The organism is Streptomyces sp. NPDC005303 (genome assembly GCF_040607335.1).
In the GTDB taxonomy this organism is placed as follows: Bacteria; Actinomycetota; Actinomycetes; order Streptomycetales; family Streptomycetaceae; genus Streptomyces.
Genome location: NZ_JBEXGM010000037.1, coordinates 24,543 through 49,651, shown reverse-complemented (window position 1 = coordinate 49,651; position 25,109 = coordinate 24,543). Strand labels below are relative to the sequence as shown.

Here is a 25,109-nt window from a genome sequence, read left to right as displayed (position 1 = left end):
TCCTCACAAGTGGCCGTCAGGGTGAAGCCATGCCCGGAACCTGGTGCGGATCGGCAACCAGGAACGACCAAGCCGGGCTGGAACTGGAGCCCTCACATGTCCCGCCGTCTCACCCTGCGCCCGCTGCGTATCGCTGTCCTGACCGGCGTCGCGGCCGGCGCGCTGCTCGTCCCGGCTACCGCGGCCTTCGCCACCGCCCCGACTCCGACGCCGGGCGCGACCGACTCGACCCCGGGCGACAAGGAGGCCCTGGCGAGGAAGAAGGCCGAGGACGCCAGGACGCTCAAGGAGGACAGGGCCCGCAAGGCCGCCGAAGCCCAGAAGGCCGGAGGCAAGGACTACCCGCGTGGCGGTGTCGCCGCGGGCGAGGCCCCCGCCCAGGACGACAACACCGGCACGCTCATCGGTTCGGCCACCGGCGCGCTGCTGCTCGCGGGCGCCGGCACCTACGTACTGCGCCGCCGCACCACCGCCCGCCGCGAAGGCTGACCCGGCAGCGCGACCTCTCGTACGAAACGGTGGCGCCGCCCTTCACCAGGCGGCGCCCTGTGCGTTCCGGCGAACCCTCGCACCCTGTTCTGGAGCCCGAGTTGCCCCCTGCACACCGTCCGGCCCTGTCCCGGGCCCGCCTCGCGACCCTCACCCTGTTGACCCTCGTCACCCTGCTCACCGGCTGTTCGTCCGGCCCCGACCCGACGGTCCGGGTCGCCCCCACCGCCCCCGCCGCCGCGTCGGGCGCTCCGAAGTCCGAGCGGCCTGCGGCCGACGCTCCGGCGGCCCCTGCCGAGGTGGCCGTTCCCTCCGTTGGGATCACCAGTTCGCTGATGGAGTTGGGCCTCAACACGGACCGGACGGTCCAGGTCCCGCCGGCCGAGGAGGGGATGACCGCGGGCTGGTACACGGGCGGTGCGGTGCCCGGTGAGATCGGCGCGGCCGTCATCATCGGCCACAACGACACCCGCTTCGGCGAGGCCGTCTTCCACGACCTGAAGAAGATCAAGGAGGGTGCGGACATCACCGTCACCGACAAGACGGGAAAAGCCCTACACTTCACCGTCACGGCCACGGAGAGCGTCGCCAAGAACGCCTTCCCGACGGAGAAGGTCTACGGGCCGACCCAGGAACGTGCTCTACGGCTCATCACGTGCGACGGCGACTTCGACGCGCAGGGGCACCCTGTCGACAACCTCATCGTGTACGCGACAGCGAGCTGAGGGCCGTAGGCGTGTCCGTTTCGCCCTGTCGTCACGAGTAACGTCCGCGGCTCGATCGTCAGCGGCCGGTTCCAGGAGCGCGCCGCCGAACGGTCGGTACGCGTCAGCCACGGCGAGGCGAACCGCCGCGACTGCCTGGAGGCCGTCACCGCTCTCGCCTGCACCGCCAGCGACCACCGCCGGGCGATGTGGATGCGCGGCGACGCCGTCCTTCAAGAGGCCGCCATCGTCTCGGGCCGGGTCAGGTCCCCGGTGACGACCTCGGCGCCCCATGCCCGCACCTCGGCCGCGCGGTCGTCCTCGCGGCGGATCAGGACGCGGACCGGCACGCTCTGCGCGCACAGCCGCTCGGTGACGAGGCGGCCCATGCCGTCTGCGCCGGTGACGAGAACGAGGGTGTGATCAGCCATCGGTGGCTTCCCTGCGGAGGTGTTCGCCTCGGCCAGGCCCTGGCCGCTGCATGGGTGGTAGTGCGTTTTGGTGCTCGATGTCGCCGCTCGGGCTGAGCACCAGGCAGGGCGCTCCGTCGCGGAGGTAGGCGGCGCGCTGAGCTTGGAGGATGTGATTGAAGCGCTCCGCGTCGGTGGGCTGTCTGGTGACGTCGGTGACGGTCATGACGGCGTTCTTAGCTGTTTGTGCCGGCGACGGAGTGCTGCGGGCGCTGGCGGCGGGCCATCCAGCCCATGAGCCGGACCATCGAGCGGCGCGGCAGGAGCTTGCCGGCGAGGGCGAGCGACCGGCCGTTGGTGATCACCGACGGGGGCGCGGATCGGCGGTCGAGCGTGTCGAGGGCAATCGTCACGACCTGCTCGGGGGCGGCCCGCTTCGTGCCGTAGTCGGCGGACTGGCTGCCGGCGACGTCGTAGAACTCGGTCCGGGTGGCGCCGGGGCACACGGCCAGGACGCGCAGGCCGGTGCCGCGGGTCTCCTCCCACAGCGATTCGGTGAAGCTGAGGACGAAGGCCTTGGTGGCGCCGTAGACGCTCAGGTAGGGAGTCGGCTGGAAGCCCAGCAGGCTTGCGACGTTGATCAAGACGCCGGTGTCGGCGGAGGACAGCGGGTCGATGTAGGCGCGGCTGAGGTCGACCAGCGCGCTGACGTTCAGCGCGATCATGCTTTGCAGGCGGTCGGGATCCTCGTCGGTGAACGCGTCGTGGGTGCCGAAGCCGGCGTTGTTGACCAGTCCGGTGGCGTAAATGCCGCGGGACTCGAGTTCGGCGCGCAGCGTGCGGCCGGCGTCGGGCAGGCCGAGGTCCCGGGCGACGGCGGTCACCGTGACGCCGTGGGCGCGGGTGAGTTCGGCGGCCAGGCTCTCAAGCCGGTCCGCCCGGCGGGCCACCAGCACGAGGTTCGCGCCGCGGCGGGCCAGCTGGCGGGCGAATTCGGCGCCTAGGCCGGAACTGGCGCCGGTGACGATGACGGTCTGGCGGCGGTAGTCGATTTCACTCATGGCATTCACTCTACGCACGCTTTTGCACTGAGTGCAAATAGATGCACTGAAGGAAACAACGTACCATCGGTGCATGACTCAGAAACCGGCCCCTATCCGGGAACAAACCCGCTCCGTGGTCCGATCACTGCTGGCGCGGACGGCTATCGAGCTGTTCGCCGCCAAGGGCTTCGACGACACGACCCTCGATGAGGTCGCCGCAGCCGCGGGCGTCTCCCGGCGGACCCTGTTCAATTACTTCCGCAACAAGGAAGACCTCGCGCTCAGCGGCCTGGACGAACAGGGCGAACTGATCGCCGCGCGCCTCGCCGAGCGCCCGGCCGACGAGGATGCCTGGACGGCGCTGCGCGCGGCGTTCCAGGCGCTCGAGGAGATCGACATGACAGTCGAAGGGCGTCTGGAGTTCATCACGCTGCTGTTCGGCAACGATTCCCTCCGCGCCGGACACGCCGAGAAGCAAGCCCGCTGGCAAGATCTGTTCGCACCGCTGATCGAGCCGCGGCTGCCCGACTCCGACCGCCGCACCCTGCAAGCCCGCGCGATCGCAGCCGCAGCGATCATCTGCCTGCAGGCAGCCAACGAGGAATGGGTACGCCTGGGCGGACAGACCGAGATGTTCGACCTCTACGACACCGCCGTACAGGCCGTCCGCCGCCCCACCTGAACCGGCCGCGTCCAACTCCACCACGCTCGCCAGCGTGGGGACCAGGGCCAGGACCACCTACTGGCACCTTGCCGCTGGCCTTGATCGCCCAGGTCGCCTGAGCCCGCGGATAGTGAGCCTTTTCCAACCTCCTGTGCGGGCTGGGCAGTTGGCCTGACAAACGGATGAAGCCCCAGGTAGATGGGTTTTCGACCAAGAGAACCGTCTCCACCAGAGGCTTCACATGCTTGTCTACCCGTCCGGCGTCGACGGGTGCAGCTCTGCCCTGCGCTTCCTCGCTGCCCGCCTGAGGGAACACCGTCGCGCTCTCGGCACTCGACGGCGCCGCTTGAGCGCGGGGCGGCAGGCCCTGCTCACCCTCACCCACCTGGGCAACGGCCAGCCCTACGCCCATCTCGCGGCCGGTTTCGGGATCGGCACCACCACCGCCTACCGATACCTTTCCGAGGCCGTCGAACTCCTGGCCGCACTCGCCCCCACGCTCGCCGAAGCAGTACGGGCCGCATCGATGAAGGCATACCTGATCCTGGACGGAACGCTGCTGCCGATCGACCGGATCGCCGCCGACCGGCCCTTCTACTCCGGCTGCTTTAACCTCGGCGAGGCGGCGTCGGCGACGCGGGTTGCCTGCGACGCCAGAGGGCGACACAGCACCACAGCTCGACGATCCAGGTGAGCGTGAGTGCCACCGCCCCCACGCCCGGCGTCAGGTAGTCGCCGTACTCGCTGAGTTCGCTGTAGACGAAGCCTGCGCCCGCCATGGTCGCCGCTGTCACACAGGCGAGCCAGCCGAGCACCGGCGTCCGGGATGGGAGCGCGGAGCCGAGCAGGGTGAGCGCTCCGAGCACGCTGGTCGTGGCGAGGCCCGCGCAGAGCGCAATCAAGACCAGCCTGCCCAGCGCGTTCACGAAGGTGTGCGCGAATATCGAGGTGTACTCGGTCGTAAATATCGGGGTGACCAGCGCGAGCAGAGCTAGGACGAACGCGGAGCACAGGAGAGCGGCACCCGGCCACGCGGCACGGGCCCTTCCTGGCGGCGCCTCAGCGGCGGCCGCCGGTGCCGGGGCCGTCGACTCTGGTGGCTCCCGCTCCGAGGTCTTGGGCCTAGGCGGCAGCGGGTCGAGCAGGACGCGGAAGGCGTTACGGCGCTGCCTCGGCTCCTCTGTTGCGGTGCCGGGCGCGGGCGGCGGTGCCGGGGCCCGCACCGGCGTCTTTCGCACCGAAGGCTCCCGGACCGGCGTCGCCCGCACTGGCCGGGCCACCGGTCGTTGCGCCCGCCAGCGCGGACGGCGGGCCGGCACCGCGTCCACGCCCACGTGCACCGGCAGTTCGCCCGTCGCCGTGCGCACCAGCACGTCGGCCTCGTAGTGACCTGGTTCAGCCACCTCCGCGCTCACCTGAACCCCTTCCGCCACGCAGGTCGCCCGCAGCCAGAGCGCCCCGGACGCCGCCTCCACGGTGGCATGGACGATCGGCGGGCCCTCCAGAGTGAGTAGGGTCTGCGGACCCGGCGTGCCCGCAGTGACCGTGCCCAGGTCGACGAAGTCCGCCGCGCTCCGGGGGTGCGCCGTGTGAAGGGCTCGTTCGGCGGCCTGCGAGACCCGGCGGCTGTCGTCGTGGGTCAGACCGGCGAGGGCCGTATGGGCCGACAGGGCAAGTCCCACGTCGTCGCCCGCTAGCAGGAGCTGCCCAGGTCCTCCATCGCCCACAGTCGCTCCTCGCGACCCGCCGCGTGCACTGCACTGCCCAGCCGGTCGGGCAGCGGGACGGCGGTCGGGGCCCTGGGCCTGGTACGGGCAATGGTGACGTCGCCGCCGTGGGCGCCGAACAGCCACAGCTGAGGTGTCTGGTGGGGCGTCAGCTCCGCCAGACGGTCGGAGACGTAGTCGGCCAGTTCGGACATGCCGATCTCGCCGTCGCTGTCCCGGTCGGCGTCGCCGGAGCGCAGGCCCTTCACCAGCGAGTCGGTGAACAGCGATGGTCGGCGTCCCCCGGGCGGGTCCGCTCCGGTCACCGGGCGGTCCTCCTCGAAGGCGTATTGGACGGCGCTCGACGCAGTGAACACGGCGCGGCCCCGCCGCCCGCCCGTCCGCTCCAGGCCCTGGAAACTCTCCTGCACATGGGCGTCCGTATCACCCCGGGCGAACATGCCCCGCTCGAAGGCCCCCGCGTAACAGCAGTCGAGCAGGACGACCGCCCGCTGGGCGCGGCTCTCCAGCATCGTGCCGCTCACTTACTCGGCTGGCACCGCCGTGGAGGCGAGCCGGTTGCGTCGGGTGTCGGTAGTCGCGAGGAACAGCTTGCCGGCCGCGTTCTTCACCCCGCGGCACGAAAAGTGAAGCAGCAGAGTGTGATGGGTCTCGCGTCCCGCGAAGAAGTCCTCGACCTTCATGCGCAGCCGCTGGGAGTCAGGGTCGGTGAGCACCTCCGCCTCGAAACCCCCGATGTCCGGATCGCCGAGGACCTCCGCAAGCGCCTCGGCGTCGTCCGTCGGTGCCCGCAGCGCGCCGAGCTCGGGGTCGTCGTACGCGCTGGTCACCACGATGAGTGCCTGCCGCTCCCGGTCAGTCATCGCCCGTCCGTCTCGATGAGGGCTCACCAGCGATCCTGGCGACGTGATGCGGTACTGCCCAGCGAGTGCCGACAGGGTCCCTTGCATGATCGAGATTCGTCCGGATTCATCCGGTGAGGCCGAGGGCGGTCAGGGATCTGCGGCAGTCGCGGGCGGTGTAGCGGAGGGCGGCGGCGATGTTGGTGCGACCGTCCTGACGGTGGACGCTTATGGCAAGGTTGCGCAGGCCAGCCATGATGCGTGGGAGGCGACCGACGTGGATCATGGAGTCGTCCTCGTGGAAGGTGCGGTCGCGGACGTGGTGCAGGAGATTTTCAATCTTCCAGTGCCCTCTGATCCAGGCCGCGAGCTGGGGGCCGGTCGCCGTGCCGGGCGGCAGGCTCGTGATCAGGTAGACGCGTTCGATGGTGGGCTTGCCACTGGTGAAGTCCTTCCTCCAGCGCACGACTTGTAGGGCCTGGCATGCGTCCGGGTAGTCGAGGTGGGCGAAGGCGACGGTCTTCAGCCGCCGGATCTCCAGGCGGTGGTGAGCTCGGGTGCGGTCGTGGTGATCGAGCGTAATCTCGCGCCAGGGCAGGCGGCGGATTCGGTCGAACAGGGCGGGATGGTTGGCCTTGACGTGGGCGATGTAGTGGGCGCCCCGGGTGCGGAGGTGGGTGCCGTGGGCGTGCTGGGTGTGCAGCGCGTCGGCGGTGATGGCCGTGCCGGTCAGGTCGATGCTGTCCAACAGGGACTGGAAGGCGGGGATCTCGTTGCTCTTGTCGGCGACCTGGCGCTGGGCCAGGACGTGACCACCGTGGTCCATCGCGGCGAGCAGGGTGACGTACGAGGTGGTCGCGGTGCGCGAGCCGCGCAGGGCCCTACCGTCAACGGCGATCGCCCGCAGCCCGGGGCCCGTTGAGGTAGTACGGGCGGCGAGGAAGGCTCCGATCGCCTGGTCCAGGGCGTCGCCGTCCAGTTGGACGAGGAGACGGCGCAAGGTATGGGGATGCGGGACGGACACCGTCCCGGTCAGCGGGTCCAGGGGGAAGCCGAGGGACCTGTAGGCCCAGGCAGGGGCGTCGCTGATCCACTCGGTGATCGCGGTGAGCGACCGGGCGCCGGACAGCACACTCGCCGCAGCCGCGGTGACCAGGGCGGACAGCTGGCAACGGCGTCCGCGAACTCCTCTCGGATCGGGCAGCAGGACTCCGAACCAGCCTGGCGCTCCGGACGAACCCTGATCACGCAACGACCCCGCTGCGGTCGCGGCGGGCGGCCCGCCCGGGACACGCCGGTCGAAACGATACTGCGCGGGCCCGGGCGTGATCGTCCGCATAGTGGTGCTTGGCCGAATTGCACGACTGTGTCCAGGGGTGATCTCCATGACCGACCGTCCTCGCCCGCTGATCCTGATCCGCGGATTCGGAGGCCCCGATGTGCAGGACGAGCAGCGTGACGCCTACCAGGGATTCAACGACGGCACCGTCTATCCGGGGCGCAGGGGCGAGAATTACCTCTACGAGGGCTTCGTGCTCCGGTGCCTCAAATCGGAACTGCATCCCTATCGGGACGCCACCAATGTCGTCGGTTACTACAAGCAGGACATGCCCGCTCCGGACGACGTCCCCGAGTGGCTCGCAGGCCTGGTGAGCGGCACGGTGGTCGTCGACGCCGCTCTGGCGGAGGACGTCTTCGTCCTCCGGCGGGGCACCTCGGGGACGTTGTGGATCTACCGCTACTACGACCTTCTCCCCCGCACGCTCGAGTGCTTCGGAAAAGGGCTGGTCCGACTCATCGAGATCATCAAGCGCGGCACGGAACACGCCGAAGAGGAATTCGCCGGTGTGGACATCGTGGCGCACAGCATGGGCGGCCTGGTGGTGCGTTCCGCACTGAAAGAGCTGAGAAGATCAGGAAAAATGAGCGGGGAGCTCATCCACCGCATTGTCACCCTGGGCACGCCGCACCGCGGGATCGCGTTCGAATATCTTCCGGCCGAACTGGTCAAGCGTCTGCCGCTCGCCGCCGGGGACGAGATCGCCGCCTTTGATCCGAATCACTCGAATGCCGAGGACGTCGGGTTTCCCCATCAGAGAATCCTCACCGTCGTCGGCACCGACTATGGAACGTACGGCAACAAGATTGCCAGCCTGGGCAACCGGCTCTCCACCCTCCTCAGCGAGGGCATCCTGGCCTACAACCGCAGTGACGGCCTGGTCAAACAGGCGTCCGCGCAGCTTCCCGGAGCGCCTCGCACCTTCGTCCACAAGTGCCACGGCGGCCGGGACTCCCTCGTCACCTCGCGCGAGGCATACGAGATCGCCATGCGCTTCTTGCACGGCAGCCACCACGTCCGCCTCCATCTCACTAACGCCAAGGTGAAGCGAGGCCATGACATCTTCGGCAGAAGCGAGTTCTACTTCGGAGTGAGCATCAAGCCCCGCTTCGTCGACTTCGACCTGTTCCACCAGAGCAGCGAGGCGGAGAACTGCTACGGCCCCTTCCACAAGGACGACTTCACGGATCCACTGCCCGACCTCGCGACGGAGTTGCGCCAACCGCTCGCGCAGTCCGGCGACGCCACCTCGGGCTGGGCGGGCCCGGACCGATTGATCTGGGAGGGCTGGATGGACGCCTCGGTCAAACCGGCCGGGGCAAGGAGCGATGCGACCCTCGTCTTCCGACTGGACTTCTACGTCGGCGAGCGCGACACCTTCGGTGTGGGATTCTCCGACAACGTCGTCTTCCGCAAGCAGTACTACGTGCAATACGTGCCGCCCCCCGCCGGACCGTCGCTCTACCGCCACACCGGCGAAAGGTATCTGAACCCGGATGTCACCCCCGAGCAGTTCGCCGCCGCCGCGGCCGACCAGAGCTCGGGGGTGCAGAGGATGACCCCCGACGACGAGGCGCAGCCGACCAAGTGGATGTTCAGCGTCGGGGATCCCGGATTCGAGGCCGATCTCACCATCTCTCTGACCGCCGACAGCTGACCGGCTCGGCATCCCCCATATGCCCCGCTCCACGCGACAGCGCCTCCGGTGACCGCGAGCGTTTCAGACATGGGCGAGAACCAGCAGTACGAGCGGTACATCGGCGGCAGTCCGGAGGCCGAGCGTCTGATCTTCGAGCGGCTCGCAGCCGACCTGCTGCGCGTGCAGCTGAAGGCGAAGAAGCGCGGCGGCTCCGCCTCCCTCCAGCGGACGTTCCACGCCAAGGCGGTCCTCGGCGTGGAGAACGCCCGGCTGAGGTTCCACGACGACCTGCCCGCCGAACTGAGCTCGGGTTTCGCGAGACCCGGAGCCGAGTATCCGGGCACGGTCCGCCTGTCCAACGCCGGCGGTGTCCGCCAACCCGACCACGCACCCGACCTGCGGGGTGCGGCGCTGCGCGTCGAAGTCGGTCCCGACGAGATCCACGATCTGCTGATGACGAGCTTCCCGGTCTCGCATGCCCGCAACGCGCGCGAGTTCGTCCTCTTCGCAAAGGCCATGGCAGGGGCGGACACCCGGCTCCGCAAGGCATTCGCTTTCTTCGTGAAGCTGCCCCTGTCCGTCGGCTGGTCCACGGCGACGCGTATGCGACGCAACGTTTCGGCAGGGGCCCGGCGTCCGGTGCGGAGCCTGGCACTGGAGACGTACTGGAGCCGTGGCGCGATCCTGTGGGGCGACGCCGGACCGGTGCGCTATCAGCTGCGCCCCGCCGTCGGCGCCCCCGGGGCCCCGGATCCGTCCCGCACCGACCCCGACTACCTGCGGCGTGAGCTCGCGCGCCGGCTGCAGCGGGCGGACGTCGTCTTCGACGTGTGCGTGCAGCGCTACGTGGACGGCAGGCGCACGCCCATCGAGGACGGTGCCGTCGAGTGGAGGGAAGAGGATGCGCCCGCCGTGCCGGTGGCCATTCTGACGATCCCGCGCCAAGAGCTGGACACCGCCGAGGCGCGTGCCGTTGCCTCACGGATCGACCAGCTGGCGTTCAACCCGTGGAACACCACCGACGCCTTCCGCCCCCTGGGCAATCTCAACCGGGCGCGCAAGGTGGCGTACGAGGCGAGCAGCGCCCACCGCTTGGGCCTGCGCTTCGTCACGGTCGAACCGCGGCGCAACACCCTGCTCGGCTACCCGCTACGGGCCTTCTTCCGCGCCGTCAACCGCGTCGTCCCGTGGCACCGGCTGCCCACCGGACCCGGACTGCTCAACCTCATGGCGTTCCGGCAGACGCTGAGGCGTCACAACCTCATCGACACCGAGCCCCACGAGGCCCCGCCCGCCGCCCGGCCCGCACCGGTCCCGGTCGACGAGGACCTGCGGACCCGGCGCACTTACGACGGCTCCTGGAACGACCTCTCCGCACCGGCGATGGGCGCCGTCGGCGCCACCTTCGGCCGCAACATGCCGCCGGTTTATCGGCCGGACCTGTTCGACACGCCCAACCCGGTCACCGTCAGCAAAATGCTGCTGCACCGCGACGGGTTCATTCCCGCGACATCGCTGAACATCCTCGCGGCCGCGTGGATCCAGTTTCAGGTGCACGACTGGGTCGACCACAAGCGCCACCCCGTCGGGGAGAAGTCGGTCGAGGTGCCCCTGCCTCCCGGCATGACCTGGCACAACACCCCCGGCGGTCCACCGGAGAAGGCGATGCGCGTCGCCGAGAACGAGGCCCTGTATCAGCCCGGCGGCGGACAGCCGCCGACCTTCGCCAGTGCCGTCTCGCACTGGTGGGACGGCTCGGAGATCTACGGCGGCACCGCCTCGGTCGCGAAATCCCTGCGCGATCCCGACGGCCGTGCCGAACTGAGACTGGAGGAGGGGCACCTCCCGCTGGGCAACGGCCTTCCGGTCACCGGCTTCCGCGACAGCTGGTGGCTAGGCCTCAGCGCGATGACGACCCTGTTCGCCCGTGAGCACAACGCCGTCTGCCGGGCGCTGCGCGACGAGTATCCGCACATGGACGAGGACCGCATTTACCACACGGCACGCCTCGTCGTGGCGGCGCTGATCGCCAAGATCCACACGGTCGAGTGGACGCCGGCGATCCTCGCCACCAAGGCGATCGACATCGCCCTGAAGACCAACTGGCAGGGCCCGCCCAAGACCTGGCTCGACCAACTGGGCACCTGGCTGTTCGAGGCGCACGACCTCGGCGGCATTCCCCGCACAACTCCCGACCACCACGGTGTGCCGTACTCCCTCACGGAGGAGTTCACCACCGTCTACCGGCTACACCCTCTCATCCCCGACGACTACGAGATCGTCGACCACCGGTTCGGCCACCGCCTCGACACCCTGACGTTCAACGACGTCCAGGGCGCCGCCACGGAGCCGCTCATCCGCAAGACCGGTCTGGCGGACACGCTGTACTCCCTGGGCATCGCCCATCCCGGGGCGATCACTCTGAACAACTTCCCCCGCTCCCTGCAGAGGTTCGAGCGCGACGGAGAGGTGATCGACCTGTCGGTCGTCGACCTGGTGCGCACCCGGCGCCGTGGCGTCCCGCGCTACAACGACTTCCTGGCAGGCCTGCACAAGCCGCGCATCCGGCGGTTCGAGGACCTCTCCTCCGACCCGGAGACGGTCGCCCGGCTGAAGGACGTGTACCGCTCAGTCGACGAGATCGACACCATGGTGGGGCTCTTCGCCGAGAACCCGCCCGCCGGCTTCGGGTTCAGCGACACCGCCTTCCGCGTCTTCATCCTGATGGCCAGCCGCCGCTTGCAGAGCGACCGCTTCCTCAGCGTCGACTTCAGGCCCGAGGTCTACACCCCGCTGGGCATGGACTGGATCGACCGCAGTGGCATGACGAGCGTCATCCAGCGGCACTGCCCCGAGCTGGCGAGCCTCCTGCCGCGCTCGGCCAGCGCATTCGCGCCGTGGCGTGCCGTCCAGCCCGTGCGCAATCACGGCGGCGCGGACCACGACTGACCGGGAGAAGGATATGTCGGTACAGCAGCGAGCCACGCACACCGGCCTCGAAGACCTCCTGACCCGCCCCTTGTGGGAGAGCGTCTTCCGACGGCGCACCCACCGGGTCAGCAGGGGCGCGTCCGTCGCGGCCAGGTCGATGAGCTATGACTCCCCCCACCGGCCGCAGCCCCTGGGCGAGCTGGAGGAGGCCGTGCTCATCGCCCTCACCGGCTGCTCCGGCCTCAGCATGCCCGACCGGCCCTTCGAGGACCCGCGCGACCACAAGCCCATCATGGCCAAGCCGAACCTGAACATGGTGGGGCGTACGGCGGGCAGCCCCGACAACGCCCAGGGCACCCACTTCTTCATGATCAACGACAGCGGGACGTACTACCTGAGGAAGCTGCCCCCGTCGACCGGGGCGGGATTCGACCCCGACACACTGCTCGAACGGGCCAGCCGGGCGAAGGTGAAGGTGCTGGACCGCCGCCTGGACGTGGCCGAGGGCATGCGCGACTTCCCCGCCTACCTCGACTCCAACCGCTTCCTGTCCAACCTCGCGGGCACCACGGTCTTCCTGCCGGTCGTCGACCTCTCCCACCAGTACATCAACGCGCTGATGTACCTGCTGACCCAGCCCGACGGAGCCCGGCCCACTTTCGTCGACGACCGCAACTTCTACCGCCCGGCCGGGGTGCGCAAGTGGGTGCGCAACGGCTTCCTCAACCCCGACCTCAAGCTGCCGCTCGGCGCCCTGGGGCCGATGCGCACCCAGGTGGAAGCCGACCTGCTGCTGCAGAACATGATGCTGGTCGCCGATGCTATGGGACTCGGCGCCTGGATCCACGCGTCGATCAGCCCCCAGGTCATGCTGGGCGACCCAAAGTTCTCCCGCATCTACGGCCGCATGCTCGGCTTCGACTTCGTCACCCCGCGTTTCAAGCCCGCCGACCTCCTGCGCTGGCAGGTGCCGCTGCCGAAGTACGCGACCCTGCGAGCCCACCCGGTGGGACTGCGGGCCGCCGGCGAACACCTCATCAAAGGCGCCTGCCCACCCAACTACCCCTCGATGGAGGCCGCCGTAGACGCGGTGGTGCAGAGCAAGTTCGGCAAGGGCGGCATCTACGAGGACAAGGACGTCTTCAGCCGCATCTATAAGGACGGGTACGCGCCCCGCTTCCTCGAAGAGGCGGGCGAGTACGACCAGCGGGTGATCGACTGCGCACGCGACGTCTGCGTGTACATCCACGCCACCCACGGGCGCTTCCCGGCCCACACCGACGCCATCTACGTGCCCGGCATCTGGCTGCAGACGCACCACGTCGAAACCGAGTACTACGAGCGGTTCTTCCGGAACGGCCTGACTGACGCCCACCGCGCCCACGCTGCGCGCTGGAAGGAGTAGCCGACCCACCTGGGCCCCGGAAGCACGCACCGAAGGAGCGCCATGCAGGTGTACGAAGCCATCGTCAGGGGGCTGGAGAGCGCGGGTGTCGATACCGCGTTCGGCGGCAACGGCGAGAACATCGCCAGTCTGGCCCTGGCACTGGAGAAGTCGCGGAAGATCCGGCCGATCATGACCCGGCACGAGCAGGCCGCCTCGTTCATGGCGTGCGGCTACGCCATGTACACGGGCCGGCTCGGGGTCTGCTTCGCCACCGTCGGTCCTGGCGCGTTCAACCTCTTCTCCGGCCTCGCCGTCGCCCTGTCCGACTCCTACCCGGTGCTGGCCCTCACCGGTTTCGTCTCCCTCGACTGGCGCGGCCACGGCGCGGTGAACGACACGTCGGGGCAGGGCCGCACTCCCGACTCGCAGACGATGTTCGCCGCGACGACCAAGAAGTCCTTCCTGCTCACGGACATCGCCGACACGTGCGACGTCCTCGAGCAGGCCGTGAACACCGCCCTCGAGGGCCGACCCGGCCCGGTGCACATCCACGTCCCACAGAACCTCACCCACCGCGGCGAGACCGTGGACAACTACCACGACGTCAGGCTGGACGTGGCGCCCGTGCGGCCCGACCCGGAGCGGGTCCAGACCATCGCCGGAGTGCTGGCCGACGCCCTGCGGGAGGGGCGCCGGATCGTCCTCCTAGCCGGCTTCGGCACGATCCGCAGTCATGCCGAGGCGGCGGTGCAGCGCTTTGTCGAGCGTTTCCAGATCTCCGTCGTCACCACCCTGGACGGCAAGGGCGTGATCCCCGAGACCCACCCGCTCGCCGCCGGGGTGTTCTCGGAGAGCGGCCACGCGAGTGCCTGGAAGGCGTTCCGTGAGGCCGACGTGGTCCTGGCCATCGGCAACTCGCTCAACCAGCACGCGACGTTCGGTCTGCGCGAGGATCTGTTCGACGGCAAGACGCTCATCCAGGTCAACATCGACGCCGGCGAGATGGGCAAGCACTACCGGCCCGCTCACGCCCTCGTCTCCGACGCGCGTCTTGCGGTCGAGGCGCTCGGCGTGGCACTGGAGCGGATGTCCGCTCCGGTCGGCCCCGTGGAGGTGCTCGGCCGGGACCACGAGACCCGGCACGTCCCCCACCTTCCCGGGGCGATCCATCCGGGGCGGCTGGCGCAGGCGATCGGCCGCATGCTGCCGGAGGACGCCGTGCTCCTCGCCGACGCCGGTGCCCACCTCGCCTGGCTCGGCTACTACGTCGATCTGGAGCAGGGCCAGAACTTCCGCAAAACGGGCACCTTCGGGCCAATGTCCGCGCACGTGAACGGCGCAATCGGGGTGAAGCTCGCCCAGCCCCACCGGACGGTCGTCGTCGGGTGCGGTGACGGCTGCTACTCGATGGCCGGGTTCGAGCTGATGACCGCCGTCGAGAACGACGTCCCAGTGATCTGGGTCATTTTCAACGACGACGAGTACAAGCTGGTCAAGCTCTACCAGATCGCGACCTACGGCGAATCGGGGCTGGTGGAATTCAAGAACCCCGACTTCGCGATGTACGCGAAGGCCTGCGGTGCCGACGGCTACCACGTGGAGACGCTCGACGAGTTCGAGGCCGCGTTCCGGGCCGCCCTCACCTCGAACAGACCGACCGTGATCGACGTCAAGATCACCCGATGGGCGCTGCCTCACTACAGCACATCACCGGAAGGCGTCGTCTCCGGCATGTGGGAGGCGCTCGAGGACCGGCTCCGCGTAGGCGGACGGGCCGCGCAATGAGGGAGAAACCGATGAGAGTCTACGAGGCCATCGTCAAGGGGCTGGAAGGCGTCGGCGTGCGGGCCGCGTTCGGCGGCGCGGGGGAGAACGCCGCCGGTCTGATGCTGGCGCTGAAGCATTCCCGGCAGATCCGGCCGATCATCGCGCGGCACGAGCAGGCAGCGTCCTTCATGGCCTGCGGCTACGCCATGTACACCAACCAGCTGGGCTTCTGCTTCGCGACCGCCGGGCCCGGCGCGTTCAACCTGTTCTCCGGGCTGGCGGTGGCGATGTCCGACTCTTACCCGGTCCTCGCCATCTCCGGGTACGCGTCACGGGAGTGGCAGGGGTGGGGGTCGCTCAACGAAACGTCGGGCCTGAACCGCACGCCCGACTCCCGGGCGATGTTCGCGGCCACCACCAAGAAGTCCTTCCTGCTCACCGACGCGAACGACACCTGCGACGTCCTTGAGGAAGCGGTCAACATCGCCTTCGAGGGCCGGCCCGGGCCAGTGCACATCCACGTCCCCGAGGACCTCACCCACCATGGTGTCGAGGTCACGAACTTCCGGCCGATCCGGCTCGACGTCGCCCCGGTCCTGCCCGACCCGGCGCGCGTGGACGAGATCGCATCGGTGCTGGCCGACGCCCTGGCCCAGCGGAAACGGATCGTGGCCCTTGCCGGCTTCGGCGCGATCCGCAGCGGGGCGGAACCGCAGGTCAAGCAACTGATCGAGCGGTTCCAGATCCCCTTGCTCACCACGCTGGACGGCAAGGGCATCGTGTCCGAAGGACATCCGCTCGCCGTGGGCGTCTTCGCGGACAGCGGCCATTCCAGTGCCTGGAAGGCCTTCCGCGAGGCCGACATTGTGTTGTGCATCGGGAACTCCCTCAACCAGCACGCGACGTTCAACTACCGCGAGGACCTGTTCAAGGACAAGCTCCTCATCCACGTGAACATCTCCGAGACGGAGTTCCACAAGGCGTACCCGCCCGACCACGCGTTGCTGAGCGACGCCCGCCCGGCGGTGGAGGCCCTCGTCGACGCGCTGGAGAAGAAGGTGCCCGGCGATGTGCCGGCGGCCGACGTCAAAAGCCGGGACTACGAGGCCCGGCACATCACCCACCTCACCGGGAAGATCCACCCCGGTCAGCTCGCGCAGTCGATCGGCCGGATGCTGCCGCCGCACGCTGTCCTCCTCGCGGACGCGGGCGCTCATCTGGCCTGGCTCGGCTACTACGTCGAGCTGGAGGAGGGACAGAACTTCCGCAAGGCCGGCTCCTTCGGGCCGATGGCCGGGCACGTCAACGGCGCCATCGGCCTGAAGGTCGCGCACCCGGAACGGACAGTCGTCGTCGGCTGCGGCGACGGCTGCTACTCCCTGGCCGGGTTCGAGCTGATGACCGCCGTCGAGAACGACATCCCCGTCATCTGGGTCATCTTCGACGACGAGGAGTTCAAGCTGATCAAACTCTTCCAGCTCGCCACCTACCGGGAGAGCGCCCTGGTGGAGTTCCAGAACCCGGACTTCGCGGCGTACGCGCGCGCGTGCGGCGCCGACGGCTACCGCGTGGAGACACTCGACGAGTTCGAGGAGGCCTTCCACACGGCCCTCGCCTCCGGCCGACCCACCGTCATCGACGCAAAGATCACCCGCTGGGCCGTCCCTCACTACAGCCCCTCACCCGACGGCGTAATCGACGCCCTCGTGGAAGCCGTCGAAAAACGCCTCCGCGACTGATCGACCGCGCCCCGACACCGTTTCACCCAGGCCCCCCGGCCAGCACCGGCGCACCGTCCGCCTGATGCCGGGCAAGCAGCCGCGGGCCATGGCGGGGCCGGTAACGACGATTTCCCCGACCTCGCCATCGGGCACAGGGGTGAGGTGCACCTCCGACGTCGGTCACCTTCCTGCCCACCACGACCTGGGGGCCCACTGGCTCCGAGCTGAAGCGGATCAGGACGTGCTGGACCGCTACCCCGGTGCCCTCGCCTTGGACGAGATTCGGCCCGCCCGGCACTCGCGCCGTGTCGGCAGCGCTCAACGAGACGAGACGCGGGCCCTGTGCTGAGCTGGAAGAGACCCGAAGCTACGACCGTGTGAGCTGGGGGAACAAATGTCATCTCTTGACTCGATAACGGAGATACCGGAGTTCCCTGACGTTTTCTGGTCTGCGGGGGATATTACTTTCTTGCGGCAGCGGAATCGTCCTCCAGGAGGACAAGCGGGTTTCATGGAAGGCCTTTCCGATGCCGACGGAAATCTCAAGTTTAATCTACTCATGCATCGACGTCTATTCATCTTGGGTGCCTCCATTTTGACGTGCCCGCCACTCCTCAACCTGCTAGCCGACCCGAATTCGGGGTATCGAGTTTTCCTGCAGGATGGCTCCATCGTTCCAGTTATGCGTGAGAGCGTAGACAGCTTTGAGGATGTTGCGCGTCTCACAATATCTGGAGGCAACTACACTGAGCTATCGCCAGAAGAACTACATCTATTCGCCAGATGGCTTGATGAAGCCGAGCCACAGATATGCCACACGCGCAATGGCGATAATCAGCTCCTCATGAACGACCTTGCAGACCAAGTACTCATGCGGCCTGATTACTGGACTTCAGAGGTTGAGCGCCAATTTGATCAACATTTGGCGAAAGATCTGGTGCGCTTCGTAATTTCACAAATGAAGGACCAGAAGCGCAACAACTTTCGACCAACAGAGTTCTGGCGTTTTGCTGCCAACCTGCATGATGTCGACCCTGAGCTTGCGCAGACCGTACGAGTTGAGTCAATTATTCACTCGCACGGCACTCTGGCAGTTAACTTGAATTTGCCGATGGTGGTCCCGGCCCCTTACTCACAGCCGGTGGGACGAATCTACGGGACGGGAAGCCCAGTTCACGCGACTAGCGAGATTGTGGAACTGAAGTCCGGAATCTTCACAGAGGGAATGGTGACCGAGGCTAAGCGAGCAATCTACCTGCTTGCTAAAGAGCTGACCGCGTCAGAGGTTCGCGAAATCAGAGAAACTGCCGAGTATACAAACTATATAGCGGCACTAGCGAAATCGGACAGGGGCTTCAGGGCCGACGCCAACGAACTCAAGGGGCGGTATCGGAATGATCTCCAGAGGGCGGACCTTGCTCAGGTCGAAGCCGCCAGGGCCTCGGCGGAACTCCTAGAATCAGAATTCTTCAAATATCTCATAACCTTGAATAACCTTGCACCTCTCGCCATGGAAGGCAAGCTGCCACGCAGACGCATCCTAATTAGAGCATCGAATGCAACGAAGGTAGCGGGAAAGATAGCCCCTACTCCGGTCGGCTGGGTTGCCGGTCCTGCGGCAGGCCTTGCTCGGGGGGCAACAGGGCTATTCTTCTATATGCTAAATAGATATGGGCCAGCCAGGATGATAGAACAAGAGGAGACTCGAGCACGGCTCGCTCAAACACGGCTGATAAGGAATGAGCACGTGAAGGTGGAATTCTTCGGTCCAGTGGATGCGAAATATTGGTGGCTCTATGAGGGAGAGTGAGAAGGATGTCAGGCGTGGCGGCGCCGTAGGCCTCATCGGTGCCTCTGAGCTGCAACATTTGCACTGCACGCCGAGATGCGCCCACGCAATTCCGTGCGTAAAGGGTGTTGCACAAGGCCGTGTTCGGGCAGGTCAGAGCCTGTGATCGCGGTCTTCTGGTCATGATGCGAGGGCGAGGTTGTGCATGTGGGCGACGGCCTGGACCGCGTGGTGGAGGCCGTCGCCGCGCTGCCGGCAGTCGCGGAGGATCTTGTAGTTCTTCATCCGGCCGATCACATGCTCCACCCGTGCACGCACCTTGCGGTGGGCGGCGTTGTCGTCCTCCTCGCCCGGCAGCAGGGGCCGGCGGGGGCGTTTGCGGTGCGGGGTGACCCTCCCGCAGTTGAGGTACGCGCCGTCGCCCAGGACGGTCACGCCCTGGCACCGCTCGGCCAGCCCGGAAGCCCGCCAGGCGTGCGCGTCCGCGGTGGTGCCCGGCACCGGCCGGGCGGCAGCGATCACCAGGCGGGTGTCAGCATCGACGATGACCTGCACCGGGGTTGTGGTTCAGGCGGCCGGGATCGCGAACTCCACCCACAGGGGGGAGTGGTCGGAGATGTGCCAGGACAGGTCGTTGCGAGTGCCGTCACCCTGGAGGGCGTCGACGAAGTCGACCTGGCCTCCGGTCACGGCTTCCAGGTTCATGACCGGGCGGTGCTGCTGGCCCTTGGTGAACCAGGCGATCTGGTCGTAGAAGTGCGCGGCGCCGGGCTTGTCGAAGATCGTGCGGGGCAGGTCTGCCAGCTGCGGGGCGGGGGTGAGGCCGGTGGAGGTGAAGGCCTCGAAGAGCGGGTCGCCGACGCGGTCGATGTTGAAGTCGCCGAGCGCGATGAGGTTGTGGTCCAAGCCGAACTCCTGTTCCGCCCAGCCGGCCAGCCACTTCGCGATCGCTTTGAGCTCGGGCACCCGGTCGGCTGCGGTGTCGCCGTAGTCGACGTGCAGGGTGATCAGGGTGAAGGTCTGCCCGGAGGAGAGGAAGCTGACGGCGTAGGGGGTGCGGGCGAACTGCCGCTCCAGACCGCTCGCACTCACTCCCGTCTCCTGCTCGAGCGGCACCACCAGCTCGCACGCCAGGTCCGACGGTTTGACCCGGCGGGTGTCGAACAAGAACGCCAGGCGCTCGTTGTTGCCGTCCTTGCCCAGGGTGACGTCGGTGAGGATGAACGCCCAGTCCTCGCCGAGGACTTTGAGCAGGTAGCGCAGGTTGCCGCGGACCTCCTGGACCGCGACCACGTCGAAGCGGCGGATCATCGTCGCGATCGCGTGGATGTCGGCGAAGTTCCGCTTCGGCGAGACACCCTCGGGTGTCTTCCACGCCTTGGTCAGATCCCCGAAGGCGCGCAGATTCCACGTCGCGACCAGAAGGTTCGTGCTGTCCGTCTTCGCCGGCACCACACCGTCGACGCGTTCTTCCCAGTGCGCGAGGCGCGAGGTGACTGCCTGCGGCGGGGCCAGGATGTCGGGATCGGACGCCACGAATTCCTCCTCAACACGGCAGCGGGGCATCTTGAGCGTGGACAACCCGGATCAACACGGCAAGCGCCCATTGCGGTGATCGTGACGGTCGCGGCCGGGGACAACGCGAAGCCCCGGCTGGACGGGGGAGACCAGCCGGGGCCGTGTGCGGTAGCTGTGCGGAGGGCGGTCGCCTCTCGGCGAAAGGCTCCATGGGGCTTCAGCCGGACGATCGTCCCCATGGGCTATAGGTGAGGCCCGGGGACACTGTCCCCTCCGCAGCCACATACTGATGAACGGTCAGCTCCCTCAGGTTGTTCCGTGCATCGCCCGGCAGCTGCTGTGAGGTAGGGCACCAACCTTCGAGCAGTGGGCGACTGAAGGACGTCCTCGTCCTTGCTGAGGCGTTGCGTGCGGACTGGACGAACTCGCCAAGGGAAGTAGGCCCAGCTCACGTTTTGAATGGCCTGTCGTACGACGGCAGAGGCGGGACCGGGCGCGGCGGTCTACCGGCGCGCCTCCCTCGCGCGCTCGACGCGCGAGCGGTGCACGCCGCCGTTCGGTGACAGGCAGCGTTCGCCGGGCGGGTTTCCGCAGTCCGGGCAGGCGATGGCGTACGGCCCCGGTGCCCGCCGCCGGCTCGCCGCCGCGGTCCTGCGTTCCGCAAGGATGAGCTCGATCCGCTCGTAGTGGGGGATCTTCGACACGGCGCCTGTACCGGTCCGGGCATTCGAGACACAGTTCTTGCCCGCCACGGCCCCGCGGCCGGCACCGCGGGCACTTCCTCTTGATCCAGTACCGGCGTGCGACCTGCTCGTGCCGCATCGCCTGCGGCACCCCCAGGGCAGGCGCGGGGCGGGCGGTCTGCGCTGGCGGCCTGCCGATGTCCGCCCGCGTCTTCCACACGCCGATCTGTTCCTTCTGATCCGCGGTGACATGGTCACCGGCATCTGATGCCGCGTGTGTGAGTTTGACGAGCCAGTAGAGGCACTCGCCGTTGTCGGTGGTGGCCCAGGGGATGACCCGGCTGCCAGGGTCCGCAAGTTCGGCAGGCTTCTTCTCGAACTCCCAGAGTCCTTCGAGCGCTTCGGTCTGCTGGTCTTCCCATTCGATGAGGTCGTAGTTGTCGTTGGGGCAGCCTGGTTCGAGGAGGTAGAGGTAGTCGTCCCAGTTGCTTCCGCCGTAGGCGCGGATGACTTCCTTGTAGTCGGAGGGGAAGGCGACGCCGAGCTGCTTCTAAACCGCGTCCCAGTCCGTGGCCCGGGGCTGGGAGGGCGGTGTGATCAGCTGGGTGAGGGGGGCGAGTGCGGCGTTCATGACGCTTTCCTCCGTGGATGTTCCATGAATGCGCCGTCCCTCGTACCCGTCTCCGGCTGTCCTGACGATGAGCTGCTCCTGGCCGGCTGAAGCCCCCGTGCAGGATGTTCGGCGGCCGCCTGCGAAGTCGCGGTCACGCGGGTGAGGTGGGCTTGTTTCGAAGCGGCGCGAGTGCGCTTGCAATCCTGCGGTGTATCACGCCGGACATCCCCAGTTGCAGAACGGCCGAACGCTACTGCTCGCCTTGTGTGGCGCGCTGCCAGGCGTCGCGGATGGCTGCGGGGATGCGGCCGCGGTCGGGGACGTCGTAGCCGTTGGCGCGGGCCCACTCGCGGATGGTGTTGGTGTCGACCGACCGGCTGGCCGGGGGCGCTGGCGGTGCTGCGTCGTCACGGCGGGAGGGCGTGAAGGTGATGCCCTGGTGGAGAACGTCCGTGGGGAAGAGGGGGATGTGGAGTTCGCCGTTGAGGAGTGCGGTGAGGAGGTCGGTCAGAGTGCCGTCGTAGGTGTACCAGTCGTGGCCGCGGGCTTCGTTTATGGCGATGCGCCACCCATCGGGCTCGGAGGCGGGTTCGGTGATCCAGAAGAGGTAGTTGCCGTTGTCCGTGACTCCCGCGAGGAGGAGGTGCCGGGGGTCGTGGGGCACGGGGAAGGTGCCCTGGTCCCGGTCGCGCTGGAGTTGTTCCTGGACGCTTGATGCCAGGGGCCCGGCGAGGCTGCCGGACGGGTGGTAGACGTGCAGGAAGTTGCAGAAGCTGCCCGGCCCGTACGCGGCGGCGAGCTCTTTGTAGTCCCGGGGCAGCGGGCGGCCGAGAGCACGTTCTGCGGCCGTCCAGTCGACCGCGGGAGGGGCCGCGGGGGGCGGGCAGAGGCGGGTGAGGTCGTCGATGGTGCTCACAGGAGTCCTCGTCGGTGTCGCTGTTGCTGCTCGTGGGCGGGGTTGTCCAGTAGCTGGTCCAGGGCGAAGCCCTTGGTGTCATGGGCTTCGAGCTGAATGTACTTCGGGACCGAGTCCGGCAGGTCGTCGCTGTATTCGAGGTAGACGTTGTAGGTGATGACTTCGCCGTTGTGCTGGACGGCGTTGTAGATGTCCTGCTCGTGGTCGCGCATGTCGGGGCTGTTGGTGGGGTTTTGCGTGATGGTGAAGAGGTTGTCGAGGGTATCGCCGGATCCGCCGAGCATCCGGGCCAGCATGTGGCCGCGGGCCTGGTTGTAGTCGCCGCCGAGGAAGTCGGGCGGCTCCAGTGAGTTCCTCGCGTGGGTGCCCTCGTCGAGCATGTCCCTGGTGATGACGGCGTTCATCTCGTAGGGGCGTCCGTGCTCGTCGCGGGTGAAGGTGACCCGTCCGCCCCAGGTCGGATCGGCCGTGCAGCCGGCTAGGCCGAGCGGATCGGCGAGGGTGAAGGGGTTGGGGACGTAGGTGTAGTGGTTGACGGCCGGGGCCAAGCCCAGGGGGTCGGGTGTGGTGTAGCGCCCGAGTTCGGGGTCGTAGTAGCGGTTGAGGTTGTAGTGCAGGCCCGTCTCCGCGTCGAAGTACTGGCCCGGGTAGCGCAGCGGCGTGTACGCGGTGGCGTCGCGGTGGGACTGGGTGGCGCCCCAGGCGGTGCTGCGGCTGTGCCAGGCAATGGTGCCGTCGGGGGCGATGAGGTCGGTGGGAGCCCCGGCGAGATCGGTGACGATGGCGAAGAACCTGCGGTCGCTCTCGCCCTGCGCCTGGGTTTTGGCTTCGCGTTGCTCGTGAGGGCCCAGATTTTCAGGTAGTGGTCGTGGTCGAAGCGGACCGCGCCCTCGTCCGGGTGCTGGAGGTCGGCCCAGGCCTTGTGGGCGAAGGGCACGATGTGGGCGGCGAGTTGGGCGTGCAGGGCGCGGTCTTCCAGGCCCCGCAGGTGCGGGAGGTGGTGGCCGGTGATGGCGGGGTCGGCGGTGTGGCAGAAGCGGGCCACGGTGCGCAAGGTGGCGTTGGAGAGGGTTCTTGGGGAGAGGTCACGTTGGCCGATGCGGACGGCCTTGGTGATGCCGAGAGCCTGCCCGCTCTGCCAGGCCGGGCGGCGGGTGGCGTTCAGGCGGCGGGTGTAGCGGTGGCCGACGGCGGCGTAGGCCAGGGCGTGGGCGGTCTTGCACAGGACGCTTCGGGGGAAGCGGGCGCGTGCGTCCTGGGCGATGGCCCGGTTGTAGGCGAGGTAGCGGCCGCGGCGGGTGGTGGTGTGGGCGAGGAGGGTCAAGGTGGTGGTCTTGCCGGTTCCTGCCCCTGCTTGCAGTGCCAGGTGCTCGCCTGCGGCGAAGGCGTCGGCTGCGGCGGTCTGTTCGTCGGTCGGCTTCATGTGTGACTTTCGGAGCGTCGGGTGAGCGCATGTCCGACGGCGGACAGCAGGTGGGCGGGGGTGGTGTAGGCAAGGAGCTGGCGCAGGGCGTGATCGAGGCGGTCGGCGTCCTGGTCGGCGCGTTCGGCAAGGGCCCGGTGCAGGGCCCGCTCCATGAAGCGTTCAGGGCTTTGCCCGGCGCACCGGGCGGCGGTCTTGAGGGTGGTGTACACGGCGGGCGGGAAGGCGACGTTGAGCAGGATCTGCCCGTTCGCGTCGGGATAGTGAGTGGTGATCACGTCGATGGGCAGCTGTCCGCCCAGCTGGTGGCGCAGGCGGTTGAGGGCCTTGCCTGGGGTTTTGGCGTGCGTCACGGCGAGGAGGTGGGTGGCGTCGTGGTTGGCCGCGAGCGGCATGGTGCGGGTGGCTTGGCGGAGTTCGGCCGGGGTGAGGGGCCGGGTCAGGGCGATGTCCAGGGCGTGGGGCGGCATTGTCATGCCTTCCTGCGGTGGCATGGCGTGGGATGCGGCAGGCGGGTGTGGATGTGTTCTGCGTGCAGGAGGGGGTCGAAGACCTGCCAGGCGGCCAGGGCAAGACCGGCGGCGCCCAGAGTGGCGGTGTGGGGTGGGGCAGCGCTGGGCACGCCAGCGCCGTTGCTCGGCGTGCGGAGCGGGGGGCTTGTCGTGCGCGACATCGCGGCCATCCGACGGCACGTCCGGGCCGAAACGTGACGCACGGCACCGTGGTGCCCATTCCTGGGCACCACCCGCAGAAGGCCTAAATCAGCATGGCACCTGTTGTGACCGCCATGACTGAAAGGCCCGGCTTCTATGGACGCTTCTGTCCTTCCAGACAGTCTCGACGTACCGCCGGAGCATGCGCTCCTGGTCGTCGACATGAGGAACTACAGCCAGCTCCCCGAAGCGAAGATGGCTCCGATCCGTGCCGACCTGGATGACGTCATCCTCAACACGGTCTTCCCGCAGAGCGAGCTCGACGACCCTCGGTCGCGGGAGGGCGCTTACCGGGACACCGGCGACGGCGCCATCTGCGTGGTGCCGGCGCGTGACACTGCACGGCTGGTGGACCCGCAGCTCGGCCACCTGAACGCGGCTCTTTCTCGCTACGACCAGTCACGGCTGCGCGGCGGATCTGCGATCTGCGTCCGCGTCAGCGTCCACGTCGGTCCGCTCTCTTTGCCTGACCACCGGGGCGACGCCATCAACGAGGCCTGCCGGCTGGTGGACAGCCAGGCCGTGCGGCAGGCCATGACCGCCGCGACGAAGCACGGGGCCTACGTCGCGCCCGCCCTCTACCTCAGCGGCGAAGCCGACCTCACCCGCACGTTCTACGACCCCGCAGGACTCGCCACCATCGCCTCCGACCTACGAGGCATCATCGACATCCCCGAGGCCGGCCACTGGGTCCGGATGGAACGCCCCGACGACGTCAACACGGCCCTGCTGGACTTCTTCAAGCAGCTCTGACAGGTCGTCCAGCAGGCCGCCATCAGCGTCGAGTACTT

At 68.1% G+C, this 25,109-nt stretch carries 20 protein-coding genes and 4 pseudogenes; 11 read left to right on the top strand and 13 right to left on the bottom strand.

What is annotated here, in order from left to right; genetic code table 11:
• The first annotated feature begins 96 nt into the window (after positions 1–96).
• Both ABZT93_RS34625 and ABZT93_RS34620 read left to right on the top strand, forming a co-directional pair.
• The gene (locus tag ABZT93_RS34625; protein ID WP_356112153.1) at positions 97–489 is read left to right on the top strand and encodes a hypothetical protein; all 393 of its coding nucleotides are present in this window, start codon (positions 97–99) and stop codon (positions 487–489) included.
• Between the two features lie 101 nt (positions 490–590).
• Entirely contained in the window at positions 591–1,214 is a 624-nt protein-coding gene (locus ABZT93_RS34620) for a class F sortase (protein WP_079072870.1), read from the top strand.
• A 212-nt stretch (positions 1,215–1,426) separates the two neighbouring features.
• On the opposite strand, the gene ABZT93_RS34615 is transcribed toward ABZT93_RS34620, so the two are convergent.
• A complete protein-coding gene (locus ABZT93_RS34615) occupies positions 1,427–1,624 on the bottom strand; it encodes an NAD(P)H-binding protein (protein WP_356112151.1) in 198 nt (65 codons plus the stop codon).
• A gap of 215 nt (positions 1,625–1,839) precedes the next feature.
• Complete coding sequence (locus ABZT93_RS34610) at positions 1,840–2,664, bottom strand: SDR family oxidoreductase (protein WP_356112148.1); 825 nt, start codon at positions 2,662–2,664, stop codon at positions 1,840–1,842.
• Between the two features lie 73 nt (positions 2,665–2,737).
• On the opposite strand from ABZT93_RS34610, the gene ABZT93_RS34605 reads away from it, so the two are divergent.
• Positions 2,738–3,328: a TetR family transcriptional regulator gene (locus ABZT93_RS34605; protein WP_356112146.1), complete on the top strand. Its 591-nt coding sequence runs from the start codon at positions 2,738–2,740 to the stop codon at positions 3,326–3,328.
• Positions 3,329–3,551: 223 nt separating this feature from the next.
• Positions 3,552–3,914: pseudogene (locus ABZT93_RS34600) on the top strand (transposase family protein); the annotation flags it as partial.
• Between the two features lie 4 nt (positions 3,915–3,918).
• Here the strand turns inward: ABZT93_RS34600 and ABZT93_RS34595 are convergent.
• The 4 genes from ABZT93_RS34595 to ABZT93_RS34580 form a co-directional block, all read right to left on the bottom strand.
• Positions 3,919–5,037, bottom strand: coding sequence for a hypothetical protein (locus ABZT93_RS34595; protein WP_356112144.1), 1,119 nt, complete (start codon positions 5,035–5,037; stop codon positions 3,919–3,921).
• Entirely contained in the window at positions 5,004–5,549 is a 546-nt protein-coding gene (locus tag ABZT93_RS34590; RefSeq protein ID WP_356112143.1) for a hypothetical protein, read from the bottom strand. The genes ABZT93_RS34595 and ABZT93_RS34590 overlap by 34 nt, the downstream gene beginning before the upstream one ends.
• Positions 5,550–5,561: 12 nt before the next feature.
• Entirely contained in the window at positions 5,562–5,900 is a 339-nt protein-coding gene (locus ABZT93_RS34585) for a caspase family protein (RefSeq protein ID WP_356112141.1), read from the bottom strand.
• Positions 5,901–6,006: 106 nt separating this feature from the next.
• Complete coding sequence (locus tag ABZT93_RS34580; RefSeq protein ID WP_356112139.1) at positions 6,007–7,131, bottom strand: ISAs1 family transposase; 1,125 nt, start codon at positions 7,129–7,131, stop codon at positions 6,007–6,009.
• Between the two features lie 133 nt (positions 7,132–7,264).
• Between ABZT93_RS34580 and ABZT93_RS34575 the strand changes: the two genes are divergently transcribed.
• From ABZT93_RS34575 to ABZT93_RS34550, 6 genes are all read left to right on the top strand, one after another.
• The gene (locus ABZT93_RS34575; protein ID WP_356112137.1) at positions 7,265–8,875 is read left to right on the top strand and encodes a hypothetical protein; all 1,611 of its coding nucleotides are present in this window, start codon (positions 7,265–7,267) and stop codon (positions 8,873–8,875) included.
• A gap of 69 nt (positions 8,876–8,944) precedes the next feature.
• Positions 8,945–11,806, top strand: a complete 2,862-nt coding sequence (locus ABZT93_RS34570) for a peroxidase family protein (RefSeq protein WP_356112135.1) — start codon at positions 8,945–8,947, stop codon at positions 11,804–11,806.
• 13 nt (positions 11,807–11,819) lie between these two features.
• Positions 11,820–13,193 carry a hypothetical protein gene (locus ABZT93_RS34565; protein ID WP_356112133.1) on the top strand — a complete coding sequence of 458 codons (1,374 nt, stop codon included), beginning with the start codon at positions 11,820–11,822 and terminating at the stop codon, positions 13,191–13,193.
• A gap of 42 nt (positions 13,194–13,235) precedes the next feature.
• Positions 13,236–14,960 (top strand): thiamine pyrophosphate-binding protein, encoded by a 1,725-nt coding sequence (locus tag ABZT93_RS34560; protein WP_356112131.1) that lies wholly within the window; start codon positions 13,236–13,238, stop codon positions 14,958–14,960.
• Positions 14,961–14,971: 11 nt separating this feature from the next.
• Positions 14,972–16,681, top strand: coding sequence for a thiamine pyrophosphate-binding protein (locus ABZT93_RS34555; RefSeq protein WP_356112130.1), 1,710 nt, complete (start codon positions 14,972–14,974; stop codon positions 16,679–16,681).
• A 664-nt stretch (positions 16,682–17,345) separates the two neighbouring features.
• A complete protein-coding gene (locus ABZT93_RS34550; RefSeq protein ID WP_356112128.1) occupies positions 17,346–18,473 on the top strand; it encodes a hypothetical protein in 1,128 nt (375 codons plus the stop codon).
• Positions 18,474–18,632: 159 nt separating this feature from the next.
• Here ABZT93_RS34550 and ABZT93_RS34545 read toward each other — a convergent pair.
• The 7 genes and pseudogenes from ABZT93_RS34545 to ABZT93_RS34515 all read right to left on the bottom strand — a co-directional run.
• Positions 18,633–19,007, bottom strand: a pseudogene (locus ABZT93_RS34545) (transposase family protein); the annotation flags it as partial.
• A 12-nt stretch (positions 19,008–19,019) separates the two neighbouring features.
• A complete protein-coding gene (locus ABZT93_RS34540) occupies positions 19,020–19,988 on the bottom strand; it encodes an endonuclease/exonuclease/phosphatase family protein (protein WP_356112126.1) in 969 nt (322 codons plus the stop codon).
• Positions 19,989–20,473: 485 nt separating this feature from the next.
• A complete protein-coding gene (locus ABZT93_RS34535; protein ID WP_356112125.1) occupies positions 20,474–20,674 on the bottom strand; it encodes a hypothetical protein in 201 nt (66 codons plus the stop codon).
• Positions 20,675–21,516: 842 nt separating this feature from the next.
• Entirely contained in the window at positions 21,517–22,182 is a 666-nt protein-coding gene (locus tag ABZT93_RS34530) for a histone-like nucleoid-structuring protein Lsr2 (protein ID WP_356112123.1), read from the bottom strand.
• A pseudogene (locus tag ABZT93_RS34525) lies at positions 22,179–22,997 on the bottom strand (RHS repeat-associated core domain-containing protein); the annotation flags it as partial. The gene ABZT93_RS34530 and the pseudogene ABZT93_RS34525, both read right to left, overlap by 4 nt.
• 23 nt (positions 22,998–23,020) lie before the next feature.
• Positions 23,021–23,605 (bottom strand): annotated as a pseudogene (locus tag ABZT93_RS34520) (DNA helicase); the annotation flags it as partial.
• Positions 23,602–24,081 (bottom strand): hypothetical protein, encoded by a 480-nt coding sequence (locus tag ABZT93_RS34515; protein ID WP_356112121.1) that lies wholly within the window; start codon positions 24,079–24,081, stop codon positions 23,602–23,604. The gene ABZT93_RS34515 and the pseudogene ABZT93_RS34520, both read right to left, overlap by 4 nt.
• A 333-nt stretch (positions 24,082–24,414) precedes the next feature.
• Between ABZT93_RS34515 and ABZT93_RS34510 the strand changes: the two genes are divergently transcribed.
• Positions 24,415–25,071, top strand: a complete 657-nt coding sequence (locus tag ABZT93_RS34510) for an alpha/beta hydrolase (RefSeq protein ID WP_356112119.1) — start codon at positions 24,415–24,417, stop codon at positions 25,069–25,071.
• Positions 25,072–25,109 lie beyond the last annotated feature (38 nt).